This is a genomic window from Actinomyces sp. oral taxon 171 str. F0337 (assembly GCF_005696555.1).
Taxonomy (GTDB): Bacteria; Actinomycetota; Actinomycetes; order Actinomycetales; family Actinomycetaceae; genus Actinomyces; species Actinomyces oris_E.
This window is the reverse complement of sequence record NZ_CP040005.1, coordinates 2479778-2495960: the sequence shown is the minus strand read 5'-3', so window position 1 is coordinate 2495960 and position 16183 is coordinate 2479778. Positions and strand designations below refer to the sequence as shown.

13 protein-coding genes are annotated in these 16183 nt (G+C 68.3%); 4 read left to right on the top strand and 9 right to left on the bottom strand.

Annotated features, from left to right (window positions below):
• The first annotated feature begins 18 nt into the window (after nt 1–18).
• Complete coding sequence (locus tag FBF36_RS10715) at nt 19–651, top strand: sigma-70 family RNA polymerase sigma factor (RefSeq protein WP_009398669.1); 633 nt, start codon at nt 19–21, stop codon at nt 649–651.
• Nucleotides 648–1577 carry an anti-sigma factor gene (locus FBF36_RS10710; RefSeq protein WP_138137510.1) on the top strand — a complete coding sequence of 310 codons (930 nt, stop codon included), beginning with the start codon at nt 648–650 and terminating at the stop codon, nt 1575–1577. Before FBF36_RS10715 ends, FBF36_RS10710 begins: the two co-directional genes overlap by 4 nt.
• Nucleotides 1578–1939: 362 nt before the next feature.
• Here the strand turns inward: FBF36_RS10710 and FBF36_RS10705 are convergent, their stop codons facing one another.
• The gene (locus FBF36_RS10705; protein WP_009398671.1) at nt 1940–3031 is read right to left on the bottom strand and encodes a 1,4-dihydroxy-2-naphthoyl-CoA synthase; all 1092 of its coding nucleotides are present in this window, start codon (nt 3029–3031) and stop codon (nt 1940–1942) included.
• A 64-nt stretch (nt 3032–3095) separates the two neighbouring features.
• Entirely contained in the window at nt 3096–3767 is a 672-nt protein-coding gene (locus FBF36_RS10700) for a response regulator (protein ID WP_009398672.1), read from the bottom strand.
• 486 nt (nt 3768–4253) lie between these two features.
• Here FBF36_RS10700 and FBF36_RS13295 point away from each other — a divergent pair, with 486 nt between their 5' ends.
• Together FBF36_RS13295 and FBF36_RS10685 are read left to right on the top strand one after the other, a co-directional pair.
• Nucleotides 4254–4526 (top strand): hypothetical protein, encoded by a 273-nt coding sequence (locus FBF36_RS13295; RefSeq protein ID WP_192574968.1) that lies wholly within the window; start codon nt 4254–4256, stop codon nt 4524–4526.
• 973 nt (nt 4527–5499) lie between these two features.
• Nucleotides 5500–6843, top strand: a complete 1344-nt coding sequence (locus tag FBF36_RS10685) for an arginine deiminase family protein (RefSeq protein ID WP_009398674.1) — start codon at nt 5500–5502, stop codon at nt 6841–6843.
• A gap of 19 nt (nt 6844–6862) precedes the next feature.
• On the opposite strand, the gene FBF36_RS10680 is transcribed toward FBF36_RS10685, so the two are convergent.
• From FBF36_RS10680 to gnpA, 7 genes are all read right to left on the bottom strand, one after another.
• On the bottom strand, nt 6863–8128 hold the full coding sequence (locus FBF36_RS10680; protein WP_225792346.1) for a galactokinase family protein: 1266 nt from the start codon (nt 8126–8128) through the stop codon (nt 6863–6865).
• A complete protein-coding gene (locus tag FBF36_RS10675) occupies nt 8125–9015 on the bottom strand; it encodes a nucleotidyltransferase family protein (RefSeq protein ID WP_225792345.1) in 891 nt (296 codons plus the stop codon). Before FBF36_RS10675 ends, FBF36_RS10680 begins: the two co-directional genes overlap by 4 nt.
• A gap of 22 nt (nt 9016–9037) precedes the next feature.
• Entirely contained in the window at nt 9038–10456 is a 1419-nt protein-coding gene (locus FBF36_RS10670) for a phosphoglucomutase/phosphomannomutase family protein (protein WP_009398678.1), read from the bottom strand.
• Nucleotides 10457–10543: 87 nt separating this feature from the next.
• Entirely contained in the window at nt 10544–11407 is an 864-nt protein-coding gene (locus FBF36_RS10665) for a carbohydrate ABC transporter permease (protein WP_034493612.1), read from the bottom strand.
• Nucleotides 11404–12396 (bottom strand): carbohydrate ABC transporter permease, encoded by a 993-nt coding sequence (locus tag FBF36_RS10660; RefSeq protein ID WP_050792700.1) that lies wholly within the window; start codon nt 12394–12396, stop codon nt 11404–11406. Before FBF36_RS10660 ends, FBF36_RS10665 begins: the two co-directional genes overlap by 4 nt.
• Nucleotides 12397–12452: 56 nt before the next feature.
• The gene (locus FBF36_RS10655) at nt 12453–13745 is read right to left on the bottom strand and encodes an extracellular solute-binding protein (protein WP_034493614.1); all 1293 of its coding nucleotides are present in this window, start codon (nt 13743–13745) and stop codon (nt 12453–12455) included.
• Between the two features lie 136 nt (nt 13746–13881).
• Entirely contained in the window at nt 13882–16092 is a 2211-nt protein-coding gene (gnpA, locus tag FBF36_RS10650; RefSeq protein WP_009398683.1) for a 1,3-beta-galactosyl-N-acetylhexosamine phosphorylase, read from the bottom strand.
• Nucleotides 16093–16183 lie beyond the last annotated feature (91 nt).

Genomic DNA, 16183 nt, shown 5'->3' with positions numbered 1-16183 from the left:
GACCCAGGAGACGGTGCGATGAGCCTGGCGACGCTGGAGGCGCGGACCGGGACGCGCACCGTCTCCGCCCGCGGACTCGCCTACCATTCCCCTGTGACAAGCAGCAGTTCCAGCAGCTCTGAGGGGGAGTGGATCGCGCAGGTTGCCGACGGTGACGCCGACGCCTTCGCCCGCCTCTACGACGCCTGGTCCTCCCGACTGTTCGCGCTGATCCTGCAGATCGTCGTCGACCGCGCCCAGAGCGAGGAGGTTCTCCAGGAGGTCTTCCTCGAGGTGTGGCGCACGGCCGGCTCCTACTCCCAGGCGCGGGGCAGCGTCCGGGCCTGGCTGGTGACCATGGCCAGGCGCCGGGCCATCGACCGGGTCCGCTCCTCCCAGTCCTCCCGGGACCGGGAGAGCCGATGGCATGACTACATGCCCGACGTCGACCAGACGGTCCAGCAGGTCGAGGACAGACTCGTGGGCGAGCAGGTGCACCGGGCGCTCGAGGCCGTGGGGGAGCCCTACCGCTCCACCATCGAGCTGGCCTACTTCACGGGCCTGACCCATCGCGAGATCGCCCGCCGCACGAACACGCCGCTGGGAACGGTCAAAACCCGCATCAGGGACGGAATGGCACGGTTACGACGAGAGCTGGGGGTGCAGTCATGAGCGATCGCGATAGGACTCACGAGGACGCCGTCAACGGCGGCGCCGATGCGCAGGCCGCCGAGGGGCTCGACGGCGCGCAGAGTGGAGATGACGTCGAGCTCTTCGACGACGAGCTCGACTCAGAGGCGGCCGCCCTGCTGGGGGCCTCGCTGCGGCCCGTGACCCCGCCGGCCGCGATCCGCGCCTCCCTTCTGGAGGCCATTGCTCGCGAGCCTCGGACGGAGCAGGCCGATGAGGCCACCGGCGGCACTGCGGAGGAGGGCTCTGGTGATGTCGGTGAGGCCACCGGTGGCAGCGATGGCGGCAGTGACCGCGACTCGGTGGACTCCTCCGTCGTCAGCCTCGATGCGCACCGCCGACGCCGCTCCGCCTGGCGCACCGGCCTGTTGCGGGCCGCCGCCGCGGTGGTCCTGCTCGGCGTCGGCATCGGTGTGGGGCGCTGGAGCGCGCGGGGCGCGGTCAATGAGGCCATGGACTCCATGAAGAACTCCATGGCACCGACCCAGCACTACGCCCACCTCAACCAGGCCCAGGACGTCCAGCGGGTGACCGACACGATGCCCGACGGACACGTCGCGACCCTCACCTGGTCCCGGGACATGAGCATGACCGCGCTGACCCTGCCTGCCGCCATGAAGGAGTCCGCCGGCGGGCGCAGCCTCCAGGTCTGGCTCAAAGAGGGGGAGACAACCACCTCGCTGGGCGTCTACGACCCCCGGGAGGAGGCCGGCTTCTCCTTCCTCGACATCATGCCCAAGCCCGGCCAGCAGATCGTCATCACCATGGAGCCGGCCGGCGGCTCGGCTCGGCCGACGACGCCGCCCCTGGTCACCCTGCGGGTGAGTGAGGACGCCGACCGGACCGGCACCGCGACCGGCTCGCCGTCCCCCGGACCCTCGGCCGGCCCCACCGGGGACTCCGCTTAGCGGCGGGCCGACGGGTGACGGGGTGGCACGAGCACCCGGAGTGTGAGGTAGATAACAGTTGGGTCGCTCTGAAGGGGCTGACCCCAATGCTGATGGATGTCAGTGTCTCTGAGGGGATCTCCCGTCATTCCAGGGTTTCCTGAGGTCTGGCGGAAGCACCGCTCAGCGAGGGCCGTCGTCGCCGCGATAAACGGGAAACAATGATCCTTCTTTTTCCGCCCCAGGTAGGAGTCTGCGGAGAATTCCGGGGGCATGAACTCCTTTTCAGGATATTCTCTCTGATCCGGTACCCGGCATGATTCTGAATGTCCTCGACTTATCGACCGTGAGTTCTCGGGTGCGATAGCAATGACGGCCCAGGGTCAGAAGTAGTACGGGAAGGGTGACCAGTCGGGGGTGCGGCGCTGGAGGAACGCGTCGCGCCCCTCGACGGCCTCGTCGGTCATATAGGCCAGACGCGTGGCCTCACCGGCGAAGACCTGCTGGCCGGCCAGGCCGTCGTCGGCCAGGTTGAAGGCGAGCTTGAGCATGCGGATGGCCTGCGGGGACTTGCCCGCGACGGTGGCCGCGTACTCCAGGGCCCGTTCCTCGAGCTCGGCGTGGGGGACCGCCTCATTGACGACGCCCCAGCGCTCGGCGGTGACGGCGTCGTAGGTGCGGGCCAGGAAGAAGATCTCGCGGGCGCGCTTGTCTCCGACCTGGCGGGCCAGGAGCGCGGAGCCGTAGCCGGCGTCGAAGCTGCCGACATCAGCGTCGGTCTGCTTGAAGCGTGCGTGCTCGATCGAGGCCAGCGACAGGTCGCACACGACGTTGAGGCTGTGACCGCCGCCGGCGGCCCAGCCCGGAACGGCGGCGATGACGGCCTTGGGCATGGTGCGGATGAGGCGCTGAACCTCCAGGATGTGGAGCCGACCGGCCCGCGCGGTGTCGAGGCGGGCCTGGGCGGCGGCGACGTCCGCCTCGTGGCTGTAGGCGTGGTCGTCGGTCCTGCCGGCGGCAGTCGGGGGATCCTGTGATGCGTCGGGTGTGGTCTCCCGCTCGTAGCGGTAGCCGTCCCGGCCACGGATGCGCTGGTCGCCGCCGGAGGAGAAGGCCCAGCCGCCGTCGCGCGGGGAGGGGCCGTTGCCGGTGAGGATGACGGCGCCGACGTCGCCGCTCATGCGCGCGTGGTCCAGGACCCGGTAGAGCTCGTCGACGGTGCGGGGGCGGAAGGCATTGCGCACCTCGGGCCGGTTGAAGGCCACGCGGACCACCGGCAGGTCCTGGAGCCAGATGCCGTCCTCGCCCCGGACGCAGCCCCTGTGGTAGGTGATGTCCGTGAGGGCCTCCGTCCGCTGCTGGGAGGTGTCCGTGCCGGCCTCGGCGTGGGGGAAGCCGGGCACCTCCCGCCAGCGAGCGGGGGTGAAGATCTCCGAGACGCGGCGGGGCAACGGGTGGGTGGTGGCGGCGTTCATGGCCTCAGCGTAGGGGTGCCGGGGCTCGTTCCGCCCCAGGTGCCGGTTGTGGTCGTCGTGGCTCCTAGTTTCCCAGGGCTGCGGCGATGAGCTCGGTGCGCGAGGTGTGGCCGAGGCGGTGGAGGACCTCGGAGACGTAGATACGCACGGTGTTCTCGGAGATGCCGAGCCTACGGGCGATGCGCCGGTTGGTCAGACCCTCCAGGAGGCAGGTGTAGATGTCCTGGAGGCGGGGCGGCAGCTCGTTGACCAGCCCCTGGATGCGGGCCTCCGCGGTGGCGCGTTTCTGCTCGGACTGGTAGGCGTCGACGAGCATCTTCGTGGGGCGCAAGGACATGACGGGCTCGCCGCGGCTGGCGCGCAGCAGTGCCGCAGCGACGTTCTCCGTGCTCTCGTCCTTGGTGATGAAGCCGTTGACACCCTCTGCCAGGGCATCGGTGAGCATCTCGTCGCGGCTGAAGACGGTGAACATGACAATGGGCATCCTGGGGAAGCGCTCGTAGATCGCTCTGGCCGTCTGGGCGCCGTCCATATCCGGCATGTCGCTGTCCAGCAGGACGACGTCGACGGGCTGCTGCCCGGTCATGAGCAGGCTGATGGCCTGCCGTCCACCGGAGGCGGCGGCGACGACGGTAATGGCCCGCTGCGAGTCGAGCTGTTCGGCGAAGGTGGTGCGAATGAGCGGGTCGTCATCGACGATGAGGACTCGCAGGGAACGCAGGGTGTGACTAGGCATAAGCGGCTCCGTCCGGTGGTGACATGAGGGATCTCGCATTAGTTGTTGGTGTGGCGATCTCGTTCCAGGGGAGGCTGGCGAGAACGGTCCAGGAGGCTCCGATCCGGTTCGAGCTCAAGGAGCCCCCGGCATTCTCGAACCGGTCCTGGAGGGCCCATAAACCGTATCCCCCGTGCATCTCCTCGGGCACTTTCTGATCATGCCAGGGCGAGCTGAAGCTGATGAAGAGGGTGTCCTGCTCCTGCTCCACGAAGAGGGAGACAAGATCGTGGGGGGAGTTGTACTTGAGAGCGTTGAGGGTGTTCTCGCGGATGAAGGCGACCAGGAGCCGACCGAGCTCGGAGCGGTGCAGCGCCGGGATCCTCTCGATGCCGTCGAGGTCGGCGTCCAGGACGATCTTGCGCTGAGCCAGCGTGGAGGCGCTGGATTCGATGATCTCCTGGAGGGTGGGCTCCTCCTTGGGGGCCCTTGGGAGACGGCGAGGTTGTGGATGAGCAGGCGCAGGTGGGCGAGGGCCTGCTGGGTCCGGTCCTGCAGATCGAGGATGCGGTCGCGGTCGTCGCCGTGGGGAAGCCTGATGGAGCGGGAGATGATGAGCATACGGGTGAGGTCGGCGGCCAGGTCGTCATGGAGGCTGTCGGCAATGTCGCGGCGCAGCTGCTGAATGAGCTCGGCGGCGATTTCCTTGGAGCGTTCCGCCTCGCGTTGCATCTTCTCAAGACGTTCCCTGGCGTCACGGATGAGGATGCTGATGGATGAACAAACCAGCACAGCGAAAAATATGGTGGTAGCGGTAAAAAGCGGTTTGTATCCAGCCGAAACTTGCGCAATATACAGTATAATAAACTGAATGAGGGCTAGTTTTGTGTGCTTAGAGACGAGGAGGTCGATGGCAATAACAAAAGCGAGGCACAAGCTCCATCCAGGGCTCAATGTGGGATGGATGAAAGTGAATAGTAGTGCTGTCGAAAAAGCGAGCGTCCCGACACTTCGCTTTTTTGAGGCGCAATACACGAAAAAAGCGGAGAGTTGAAGAGATTCTGCAACCAAAAAAGATCGATCGCTGTAGTTGGTTAAGATAACTAAATCCAAAGAAAGTATCGGTAGTACGGCCGATAAAAGAATAGCTATTCTCAGGTGCGGCAAGAACTTACTGAATCGCACCCAAACTGTATAGAATAAACTATTGCTCTGCATTCTGCGGTAAAATGATCTTATGTTGCCGGGGAGCTAGATGCGTGAATGTTGAGTGACATGGATGCCGACACCTCTGGGCTTACCTGCTTGTGATGACAGGTAAGCCCAGAAGGTGTCAACAGCCATGTCACCAGTTACGCCACGCCTTTCCCCACGGTTCGTAGCAGACTGCTTGGTTGATAAGGCAGAAGCCCGGGTACAGTTTGGCTCTACCGAACGCCGTTGGTGAGTCATCCTGGGTTGCGGGGGTGGTGGTTGGCGCTGCGCTGGCTGGTGCAGCGAAGCCTGTCAGGAGGAGGGCAATCAGGGAGAGGCGGGCAACTGTTTTCACTGTGGGAACTCCTGTCTTGGGAAGGTGCTTTGAGTAAATTATCTTACCATTCTTGCGGTTTGCGACAAGCATGCATCTTTGACGCCCCAGTTGATTCGTCGCTCAACAAAAGCCGTTGACGATGGTAGTGACCGCTTCATGAGACGCCCGGCCGGGAGTCGGGCGCGCCCTTTGCTTCCCGCTACCTCCCGTTACCCTGTGCTCATGACACAGACCGGTGAGACCGCCAGCCGCACCTTCATCCCCGTTGCCGACGGTGGGGGGCGAGTCGACTCCGAGACCGGTTCTCTGCGCGAGGTGATCGTCCACCGTCCCGGTGGGGAGATCGCCCGCCTGACCCCCATCAACGCCGACTCCCTGCTCTTCGACGACGCCCTCAACATTCCCCGGGCCCAGGCCGAGCACGACGCCTTCACCGCGATCCTGCGCTCCGAGGGCGTCATCGTCCACGACTTCCGCGAGCTGTTCACCGAGGTCCTGGCCGTCCCCGAGGCCCGCCGCCTGGTCCTGGACGAGGCCGTCGGCCCCGACGTCGTCGGCGTCTCCGCCTCCGAGCTGCTCATCGACTACTTCCAGTCCCTACCCGACGCCGACCTCGCCGAGGTACTCCTGAGTGGTATCACCCGCGCCGAGCTGCGTGAGCGCCTCAGCTCATCCGACGGGCGCGACCTGTTCTCCTCCACCTACCTGTCCACCCTGGAGGGCCAGTTCGTCGTCACCCCCCTGCCCAACCTGCTCTTCACCCGCGACGCCTCCGCCTGGCTCCATGGCGGGGTCTCGGTCAACTCCATGGCCCTGGAGCCGCGCCGGCGCGAGGCCGTCGGCTACGAGGCCGTCTACCGCTACCACCCCGCCTTCGCCCCCCGCCTGGCCGAGCTCGGCGGCTCCGACGGCCCGGACGCTCGCCTGTGGCGCGAGCAGGGGCGCGTATCAGCGGCCTCCACCATCGAGGGCGGAGACTTCCAGATCCTGGGCAACCGGACCCTCGTCATGGGTCTCACTCACCGCTCCACCGCCGCCGGCGTGGAGCGCCTGGCCTCCCAGCTCTTCGCGGCCGGTGTGGCCGACCGGGTCATCGGCGTCCATATGCCCGACGCCGCCTTCTACACCCAGCTCGAGGCCGTCATGCACCTGGACACCCTCATGACGATGGTCAGCCCCGACACCTACCTGCGCTTCCCCGGCTTCACCGAGGTCACCACCGTGGAGATCGAGCCCGGAGCGGCCGGGCGGGCCCTCAAGGTGACGGTCCACGACGGCTCTCAGATGGATGCGGTCCTCGCCCGCGCCGCCGGCATCGACTCCTTCCGCGTCATCAGTCCCGGTGCCTCCGAGGAGGCCGAGGCCCTGCGCGAGCTCGCCCGGGACTCCTGCAACGTCGTGGCCCTGGCGCCCGGGCGCGTCATCGGCTACGCCCACAACCAGCGCGCCAACGACGCCCTGCGCAAGGCCGGCATCGAGGTCGTCGAGACCCCCGGTGTCGAGCTCGTGCGCGGCCGCGGCGGCTCGCACTGCATGACCTGCCCCGTCACCCGCGACGCGGTGTGAGCCCGGCCGGTCGGGGCACTCAGAGCAGCCGGCAGGCCCCCGGCCCCGGCCTGGTCACGATCACCGCTGCCTGCTCGGCGCCCTGCTCTCGGTCCCGGTAGGCCCGGAGCCACTGCGCGGCGAAGCCCTCGGCCTCATCGGCCCGAACCAGGGCGTACACAGATCCGCCCCACCCGGCGCCGAAGGAGGAGGCGCCGATGGCGCCCGCCTCACGGGCCAGTGACACCATGAGCCGGGTCTGCGGCACCTGGTTGCACAGGCCCCGGTCGGCCAGCTCCTGGGAGCGCTCAAGGACCTCGCCGATGCCGGGGTCGGCCGCGGCGATCAGCCGGGCGCCCTCGGGAACCAGGACGAGGGACTCGATGAGGAACTGCTCGATCCGCTGCCTCTCGTAGCCGGGGTCGCACAGCCTCAGCAGGTCCTTCAGGGCGGGATCGCCGGCCGCCTGCTCGCCGGTGGCGTCCCCGACCAGGTGCCTGACCGCACCGGCCAGGGAGGCATCGGCGCGCCCGGTGGTCTCGTTCCACCTGGCCAGCACCGTCTGGACGGTGCTCGGCCCACGGTTGTAGTCCTCCAGGGCTGCACCGGTCTTGTGGGCCAGCACCCCGCTCACGCCGACGACGAGCGCCCACTGGGAGGGGAAGGAGATGGTCCGCTCGACGCGCATCGGGTCGAATTCGGCCAGGAGCAGCCGGTCCCGGGTACCGCACAGCATGCCGGTGTGGTCCTCGCTCCCTCCACGGGTACCCACCCCGCTGGTTCCCGGCAGGTCCCGCCATGCCCGCCCGCCCTCCACGGCGGCGAGGTAGCCGGCCAGGGACAGGCGGTCGGGCATCGACTCGATCCACCGGGGATCCTCGTCCCAGCCGTTGAGGGAGGCCAGGGCCAGGGCCGTGGCGCACACCAGTGCGGAGGACGAGCTCATCCCGGAGGCCGGCGGCAGGTCCGAGGAGATGGACAGGTGGGCCGCGGCGCCCTTCCCGAAGTTGAGGGTGAGGCGGTCCAGCACCGTGTGAAGGTAGCGGCCCCAGTGGCCCGGTTCCAGGCCCGGGGCCACCCCGGCGCGCAGAGTGACCGGATCGCCGCCGTCCGTGGTGGCGGTCAGGGACCCAGGCGACCCCTCCACGCGGCGCGCCCGCGCCGTGATCGCCCGGTCGACGGCGCCGACCAGGACTGAGCCGCCGGCGTAGTCGGTGTGCTTGCCCAGGACCTCGACGCGTCCGGGCACCCGCCACGCGGTCTCCTCGGGCATCTCACTCATCGCCCCGTGCGTTCCCTCACTCACAGCGACACCTCCGTCCCGGACAGGCGGGCCTCGACCTCGCGGATGTCCTCACGCCGCGACAGGTCCAGGACCCCTCCGGTTGCCGCCAGGACCCAGACCGGACCGGGCAGGGCGCGCACGGCGTCGACGATCTCCAGCTCGCCGCGCGGCGAGGGGGCGATCCGCCGGCAGGCGGCGAAGATCTCAGGGGTGAACCGGAAGGCGTTCATCGACACCGGGGCGTGGGCTCCGGCGGCCCGGACCACCTCCGCAGTGGGCTTCTCCACGATCTCCTCCAGCGCACCGTCGCGGGCGCGCACGATGGCGAAGGCGGCGATCCGCTCGGCGGGGATGTTGGACTCGGCCACCAGGGCGGCGCGGTCGAAACCGGCCAGGGCGTTGCCCCGGTGGCGGGCCAGGTCGCGCAGCACCTGGCGGGGGTAGTAGTTGTCCCCGTTGACCATGAGGAAGCACTCCTCGCCGACGGCCGCCTCGGCGGATAGGACGGCGTCGGCCGTCCCCAAGGGGTTGACCTGGACGGCCAGGTCAATCGTGAGCCGGGTGAGATCCAGGGAATCGATGTGGCGGCGGAAGTCCTCGTGCTCGGGGCCGACGACCAGGACCGCCCGCTCGATCCCGGCGTCGACCAGGGCCGAGAGGCTGTAGTCGATGAGCCGGTGCCCGCCGATGGGCATGAGGGCCTTGTAGCCGCTGGCCGCGGCTGTGGCCTGCTGGGAGGTCAGGCCGGAGCCGGCCGCGCTGCTCGCCCGCATGCGTGTGCCCAGCCCCCGGGCCAGGACGACGGCGACACGGGTGCGGCCCGCCGCGTCGTTCCCCGTCTCATTCCCCGTCTCAGTGCCCGCCTCAGTCGCAACGGCGGTCATCGTGTCAGTGATCGCGTCTCTCATGGGATCCTTCCTCCCGCCCGTCTCAGGCGTTCAGGCCGTAGTGGCTCGCGACGGCGGCCGCGGTGGCCCGGGCCTCGTCGCCGGTGGGCATCTCGGCGAAGACCCGCAGGAGCGGCTCGGTGCCCGAGAAGCGGATCGTCACCCAGCCTCCGCAGGTGAAGTAGACCTTGCAGCCGTCCTCCCAGGAGACGCGCTCGACGTTGTGGGCGAAGGCGGGCAGGTCCTGGGCGTCGAAGATGCGCTCCTCCAGCTCGGCGCGCCGCTCGGAGGTGAAGCCGTAGGCGTTCTCCACCATGACGAGCTCACCGTAGCGGGCCACGATGTCGGCGTAGAGCTTGGAGAGCCTCTTGCCCGAGGCCGCCACCGCCTCGACCAGCAGGGAGCCGGCGTAGACCCCGTCCTTGCCGGGGATGTGGCCGCGCACGGTCAGGCCCCCGGAGGACTCGCCCCCGATGACGGCCCCGGTCTCGGCCATCTTGGCACTGATCCACTTGAAGCCGACGGGCACCTCGTGACAGACCTGCCCGTGGGCGGCCGCGACCCGGTCCAGCAGGTGGGTGGTGGACATGTTGCGCACGGCCGGCCCCGACCAGCCCTTGCGGGTCAGCAGGTAGTCGTAGAGCAGGACCAGGACCTGGTTGGGGGTGAGGTAGGCGCCGGTGTCGTCGATGATTCCCAGGCGGTCCGCGTCCCCGTCGGTGGCGATGCCCAGGTCCGCTCCGGACTCGACGACGGCGTTGCGCAGAGTGGTGACGGTCCCCTCGGTGGGTGAGGGCATGCGGCCCCCGAACAGGGGGTCGTGGCGGTCGTGGATGACGTCCACCTGGCAGCGGGCGGTCAGCAGGATCGTCTGCAGGCTCGTCTCGGAGACCCCGAACATGGGGTCCAGCACGATGTGCATGTGGGCGTGGCGGATGGTCTCGGTGTCGAGCTTGTCGATGATGGCGTCCAGGTACCAGTTGATGGAGCGCTGGATGGTGACGAGCTCGCTGGAGGGGGCCTCATGGGGCCCGACGCTGCGCACGTCCGCATCCGTCAGGCCCTGCACGGAGGCGGTGAGCTCGTCGGTGACCCCCAGGTCGGCGTCGCGGCCGCCGGGCAGGAAGATCTTGATGCCGTTGTACAGGGCCGGGTTGTGGGAGGCGGTCACGGCCATCCCGTAGGCGGCCCCCAGGCGGCGCACCGTCCACATGGTGGTGGGGGTCGGGGAGGGGCGGTCGATGAGGGTGACCCGGATGCCGTTGCCGACGAGCACCTCGATGGCCCACCAGGCGGCGGTGTCGGACAGGAAGCGGCGGTCGTAGCCGATGACGACGCCCTGCTCGGCCGTGCCCTCCTGAAGGATGCGGTTGGCCAGCCCCTGGGTCAGGAGCCTGACGTTGGCGCGGGTGAACTCGTCGCCGATCACGGCTCTCCAGCCGCCGGTGCCGAAGTGGATCATGGTGGTTCCTCTGCTGAGGCGCCGTTGCCCGGGACGGGGCGGCGAGGTGGATAGGGGGAGGGGAAGGGCGTTGGGGACGGGAGGGACTCAGCCCTTGACGGCGCCGGCGGCCAGGCCGGACTGCCAGAAGCGCTGCAGGCCCAGGAACAGCACGATCAGGGGGATGACGCCCAGAAGAGCGCCCTGGAGGAGCGCCCCGTACTGAGGGTTGAAGTAGGTCGACATCCCGTAGAGCCCCAGGGTGACGGGCTTGAGCTCGGCGGAGTTGATGGTCATCAGCGGCAGGAAGAAGTTGTTCCAGGTCGCCACGAAGATGAACAGGAAGATGGTCACCATCGCCGGCGCCAGCAGCCGCAGCACGATGGTGAAGAAGATGCGGATCTCGCTGGCCCCGTCGATGCGCGCGGAGTCGATGATCTCGTTGGGCACCGAGGAGTCGGCGTATACGCGGCCCAGGAAGACCCCGAAGGGGCTGACCGAGCACGGCAGGATGATCGACCAGACGGTGTTGGTCAGGTGAACGGCGTCGAGGACCAGGTACAGCGGGATGGTCAGCAGCGCGATGGGCATGAGCAGGCCGGAGAGGATGACGACCTGGACGGCGCCCCGCCCCGCGAACTCGAACTTCGCCAGGCCGTAGCCGGCGGCGACCGACAGAAGCGTGCCCAGCACCCCGGCGACGCTCGAGTAGAGCAGCGAGTTGAGGATCCAGCGCCAGAAGAGCCCCTGGGTCCAGCTCATGAGCGCGCTGTAGTTGGCGGAGAAGCTGTTGTGGCCGGAGAACCACCACCCGGAGGAGGTCAGCAGGTCCGAGTTGGACTTGGTGGAGGAGACGATGAGCCAGTAGACCGGGCCGAGCATGTAGGCCAGGACGATGACCAGGACCGCGATGGTCACGGCCCGTGCGGGGACCGACGGGCGCAGCGAGCGAGGAGTGTCGGTGGGCTTCACTTGTCGATCCTGTTCTGCACGAGGGCGTAGAGGGCGGCCAGGGCACCGGCCACCAGGGCGATGAGGACGGAGACCGCGGATGCCGGGCCCGAGCCGGACGGTGAGAGCGCACCGGTCATCGAGTTGTAGGCCATCATCATCGGCGTGTAGTCCAGCCCCATCCACTGGTTCTGGCTGTACAGGACGGTGGGCTCGTTGAACAGCTGCACGGTCCCGATGATGGAGAGCAGAACCGCCAGCAGCGAGGCGGAACGGACCATGGGGATCTTGATGCGCCGGACGATCTGCCACCCGGTGGCCCCGTCGATGCGGGCGGCCTCGTAGAGCTCGCGGGGCACGGACTGCAGCGCCGCCAGGAAGATGAGCATGTTGTACCCGGTGAAGGTCCACGTCGTGATGTTGGCCATGGACCACAAGATGATGTTCCTTCCGAAGAAGTCCACCTTCAGGCCCACCAGTCCCAGCAGCTCATTGATGGGGGAGAAGCTGGGGTTGTACATGTAGAGCCACATGATCGCGGCCACGATCCCGGGGATCGCGTAGGGCAGGAAGAAGCCCAGACGGAAGACCGTCACCCGCCTGACCAGGAGGGAGTCGAGCACCAGCGCCAGGGCGAGGGCCACCAGGATCATGACCGGGACCTGGACCACGCCGAACAGCAGCACCCGTCCCAGTCCCTTCCAGAAGGCGGGCTGCCCCGCCGCCTGGACGTAGTTGTCCAGGCCGACGAAGGTGCTCACCTTCTCCCCGCCGCCGTAGAGGTCCGAGCCCGAGGCGACGTCGCGGAAGAAGGACCGGTAGACCGACACCACGATCGGAATGAGGAAGACGACGGCGAACATGGCCAGGAACGGGGCCACGAACCCGATACCCGCCCGGGCCTCCCTGCGCTTTCGCAACGAGGTGGTACGGATGGCGGGAGAGGCCTGTTCTCGATCCGGTGACGAGGGGGAGGAGGAACCGCCCGTTGTCGTTGTCGTCGTGCTCATGATGCTCTCACTTCGATCGTGGTGCCGGTGGCTGCCCGTGGGCCGTGCTCGACCGCCTACTCGGCGACGGGCAGGTTGGCGTCCTTCAGGGAGCTGACAGAGGTCTTCTGGGCCGCCTGGAAGATGTCATCGACCTTGCCGGTCCCCTTCCCGGCCGCCTCGGCGGCCTTGGTCATGGGGTCCGCCAGGGAGGGCCAGGTCGGCATGAAGCCGAACTTGGAGTTCACGGCCGCGTTGGCCTTGGTGAACTCGGCGTAGACGTCCTGGCCACCGAAGAAGGTGGAGATGGTCTGCGGAGTCTTCACCGGGGCCTTCGCGGTCAGGACCAGTCCCTGGGTGGCCAGGTCATCGACCTGGGTGTTGAACCAGTCGTTGAAGGCCATGGCCCCCTCGGGGTTGGAGCAGCCCTTGAGGACGGCCACGCCGGATCCGCCGTCGGGACCGGACATGGCCTTGTCCCCGAAGGCGGGCAGCTGGGCGACCGCCCAGGACCCGGCGTTGGGGGAGTCCTTCATGGTGTCGGCCAGGAGCGCGCCCTCCCAGGCTGCGCCGATGGTGCCGATGAGCTGCTGGTCGACGAGCGCCTTGCCGAAGGCGTCGTCCCAGCGGTTGGCCACGAGGGCCGACTTGGAGTCCAGGACCCCCTGCCAGAAGGAGGAGACCTTGGCAGTCTCCGGGCTGGAGACGTTGACCTTCCACTTGTCGTTCTCAGCGCTGAACCACTGGGCGCCGGCCGCCGCCGCCTGGCCCGCAAGAGTGTTGGGGGCCTCATCGGGCTCGAAGGCCAGGGCGTACTTGCCCTGCTCCGCCGCCTTCTTGGCGACCTCGGCCAGCTCGGCGCTCGTGGTGGGCGGCTTCAGCCCGAGCTGGTCGAAGGCGGCCTTGTTGTAGAAGTAGACCAGCGGACCGGAGTCCTGCGGCAGGCCGACAACCGTCTTGCCCACGGTCATCAGCGACATCGACCCCTCGGAGAAGTGGTCCTTGTACTTCTCGGCCTGGGAGGACACGTCGGTCAGCAGGCCGGAGGTGTAGAGCTTGGGGATCTCGGCGTAGCCGACCTGCGCCAGGCAGGGGCCGGTTCCGGCCTTGACGTCGTTCTCCAGCTTGACGTTCATGTCCGCGGCCTTGCCGTCGAACTTGGTGGCCTCGACCTTCATGTCGGGGTGCTCGGAGTTCCAGCGGGCCACGATGTCGTTGACCTTCGTCATCCCCTCGCCGTCGGGCAGGCGGTGCAGGTAGCGGATGACGCCGCCGGATGAGGACGAGCCGGACGAGCCGGTCGTGGCCGAGCAGCCCGCGGTGAGCATCGCGAAGGCGAGCAGCGAGGCGGCCAGTGCGTGTTTCTTCATGGGATCTTCCTTCTTCGTCATTGAAAAGGCCCGGCTTCTGCCGGAAGGGGCGGGGGCGCGGTGGGGTGATGACATGGTGTTGCCGGCGTCGTCGGTGCGCGCCCGTGAGTGGAGAGTGGATGTGGAACAGGGGTGCTCACTGCGACGCAGCGGTGAGCCACTGGTGTCCTCCTTCCTCCAGGCGGACCGTCCGGGGGCCCTGGGGCGTCGGCACCGTCGTGGTGACGGGCTCCAGGGAGTTGTTGATGACGAGGGTGGTGCGGCCATCGGGGTAGGCGGCCACCTCCACCCTGGGGTCGAGGGCCGCCCAGTCGGAGAACTCCTCCTGACGGCCCGCGGCCCAGAAGACGGCCCGGTGCAGCAGCCGCGAGTTCTGGGCGCTGTAGGGCAGTCCCGTGGCGTACACCGCCCTGCCCCGACCCAGCTCGTGGACCGCGAGACGGACCTGACCGTCCGCGGCGTCGAGCACCTGGGTACCGGGGCTGGTGACGACGACGTCGGGGGTGCCCTCGCCGTCGTCGAGGCCGCCGGTCAGGTCCCGGGTGATGAAGTGCTCCTGCACGTCGGGAGGACGACGGCGCGTGCTCAGGCCCCAGCCGACCTCGCGGTCGACGCCCAGGACGTCGGCGAGCTGGAAGGTGACCCCGTGAGCGGGGTGGGCACTGGGAGCCCCCACCCCGATGAGGCCCCCGCCTGCGGTGACGAAGGAGCTGACCGCGGCCACCAGCTCCGCATCCGTCCACTGCTCGCCCCCGGAGAAGGCGGTGCCCTCGGCGCCCGCGCAGATGAGGACCTTCACGTCCGGGGCCAGGCCGGCGCGCACGTCGTCGAAGGACAGGAACTCCACGTCCACCGGCAGACCCGACAGTGCCTCGAGGACCCCCAGGTAGGTGTAGGTCTGGCGGTACCACAGCGCGTGCGCGACCATATGCGTCATCCAGGAGCGCAGGCGGCCCCACGAGTTGACGACCGCGACCTTGAAGCCGGGGGTCAGCGGCCGCAGCCCCGCGGAACGCTCGTGGATGGCGCGGAACTCCGCGACGATCTGCTCGACGCGGTCGATGAAGTCGGGGTGCTCGACGGCCAGGGACAGGTAGCCGCCGTAGCCGATCCGGTCCAGGGGGGAGCGCACGATGGCGCGCCGGGCCTCCAGCCAGCTGCGGTTGGCCTCGGTGACGGGGTCGCCGCCCGGGTGGAAGACGTCGGGGAAGAAGTACGGCAGGAAGCGGCCCTCCGTGTAGCGCACGTGCGGGATGTCGGCGATCATCCGGCAGGTCGCCCCCGATCCGACGGAGCCGACGACGGCGTCGAGGCCGGTGGTGGCGAAGTGCTCGCCGTAGGGCTCGGTGCCGATCCAGTTGTCGCCCAGGAACATCATCGCCTCCTTGCCCTGGGCGTGGACGGCGTCGGTCAGCTCTCGCACCCGGGAGCAGACGAAGCGCTGCTGGAAGTCGATCCAGTCGCGGAAGGCGCGGGTGGGAACCCGGAAGGGCGAGTTGTAGTAGCCGGCGTCGACGAAGTCCTCGGCGTTGAGGCGGTAGCCGCGCTCCTCCTCGAAGGCCTCCAGGGCGGGGACGCTCACCGAGGCGGAGTAGCCGAACCAGTCGACGTAGCGCTCGGTGGCGTCGGCTCCGTAGACGAGGGTGAAGTGGTAGAAGAAGGTGGTGAAGCGGACCACGTCCACCTCGGGGTGCGTGGAGAGCCAGGAACTCAGGTGGGTGCGCACGTGTGACCACGTGGCCTCGTGGCGCACGTCGAAGGGCTTCTCCTTGACGTGGGTGGGGTCATCGTGCCAGCCGTTGGTGAGGTAGTTGTACATCTGGGTGGGGTCCCAGGTCTGGACCGCCAGGAAGCTGACGGTGTAGACGTGCCCGGCGATGGCCTCGTGCACGGTGACCGTGCGCCCGTCGGCCTCGATGCCCCACGCGGAAGCGGGCAGCTCCTGGCCGGTGGTGCGGTCGTGGGCCTGCCACCAGCGCGAGATGTCGCAGCCGGTGTCGGGGCGGACCTGGTCGGCGAACCAGGAGGCCAGCAGGTCGATGCTCACGGGGCCGTCGGCGGTGGCGGCGACCCGGTCGGACATGAGGAAGATCCGGGTGGCCTCCTCGGGGTGGGCGTCGGCCCAGGCGTTGTCGCCGCGTCCCACGAAGTAGGTGGCGTAGACCTTGGCGGCCAGCTCCGAGACGATGTCGGGCAGCTCGGTGCCGTCGGAGTTCCGCACGGCGTCGGCACCCAGGCGGGCGATGAGGAGGCGGATCTCCTCATCCATGCCGGTCTGGATCGGCAGGGTGAGGCGTCCCCCCACCTGGGAGGGGAGCGACGCTGCGGGCTGGGTCTGGAGAGACATCAGCACTCCTTCGGGCTGAATAGTCTGAACTCCGAACAAACTACAGTATGCGGCGCCCGCCTGCTACTGGCGAGGTGGTCGATATGCCTGG

What these genes read in the sequence shown, in the direction of transcription:
- FBF36_RS10715 (WP_009398669.1), top strand. Translation starts at nt 19, where the DNA reads ATGAGCCTGGCGACGCTGGAGGCGCGGACCGGGACGCGCACCGTCTCC.
- FBF36_RS10710 (WP_138137510.1), top strand. Translation starts at nt 648, where the DNA reads ATGAGCGATCGCGATAGGACTCACGAGGACGCCGTCAACGGCGGCGCC.
- FBF36_RS10705 (WP_009398671.1), bottom strand. Translation starts at nt 3,031, where the DNA reads ATGAACGCCGCCACCACCCACCCGTTGCCCCGCCGCGTCTCGGAGATC.
- FBF36_RS10700 (WP_009398672.1), bottom strand. Translation starts at nt 3,767, where the DNA reads ATGCCTAGTCACACCCTGCGTTCCCTGCGAGTCCTCATCGTCGATGAC.
- FBF36_RS10685 (WP_009398674.1), top strand. Translation starts at nt 5,500, where the DNA reads ATGACACAGACCGGTGAGACCGCCAGCCGCACCTTCATCCCCGTTGCC.
- FBF36_RS10675 (WP_225792345.1), bottom strand. Translation starts at nt 9,015, where the DNA reads ATGAGAGACGCGATCACTGACACGATGACCGCCGTTGCGACTGAGGCG.
- FBF36_RS10670 (WP_009398678.1), bottom strand. Translation starts at nt 10,456, where the DNA reads ATGATCCACTTCGGCACCGGCGGCTGGAGAGCCGTGATCGGCGACGAG.
- FBF36_RS10660 (WP_050792700.1), bottom strand. Translation starts at nt 12,396, where the DNA reads ATGAGCACGACGACAACGACAACGGGCGGTTCCTCCTCCCCCTCGTCA.
- FBF36_RS10655 (WP_034493614.1), bottom strand. Translation starts at nt 13,745, where the DNA reads ATGAAGAAACACGCACTGGCCGCCTCGCTGCTCGCCTTCGCGATGCTC.
- gnpA (WP_009398683.1), bottom strand. Translation starts at nt 16,092, where the DNA reads ATGTCTCTCCAGACCCAGCCCGCAGCGTCGCTCCCCTCCCAGGTGGGG.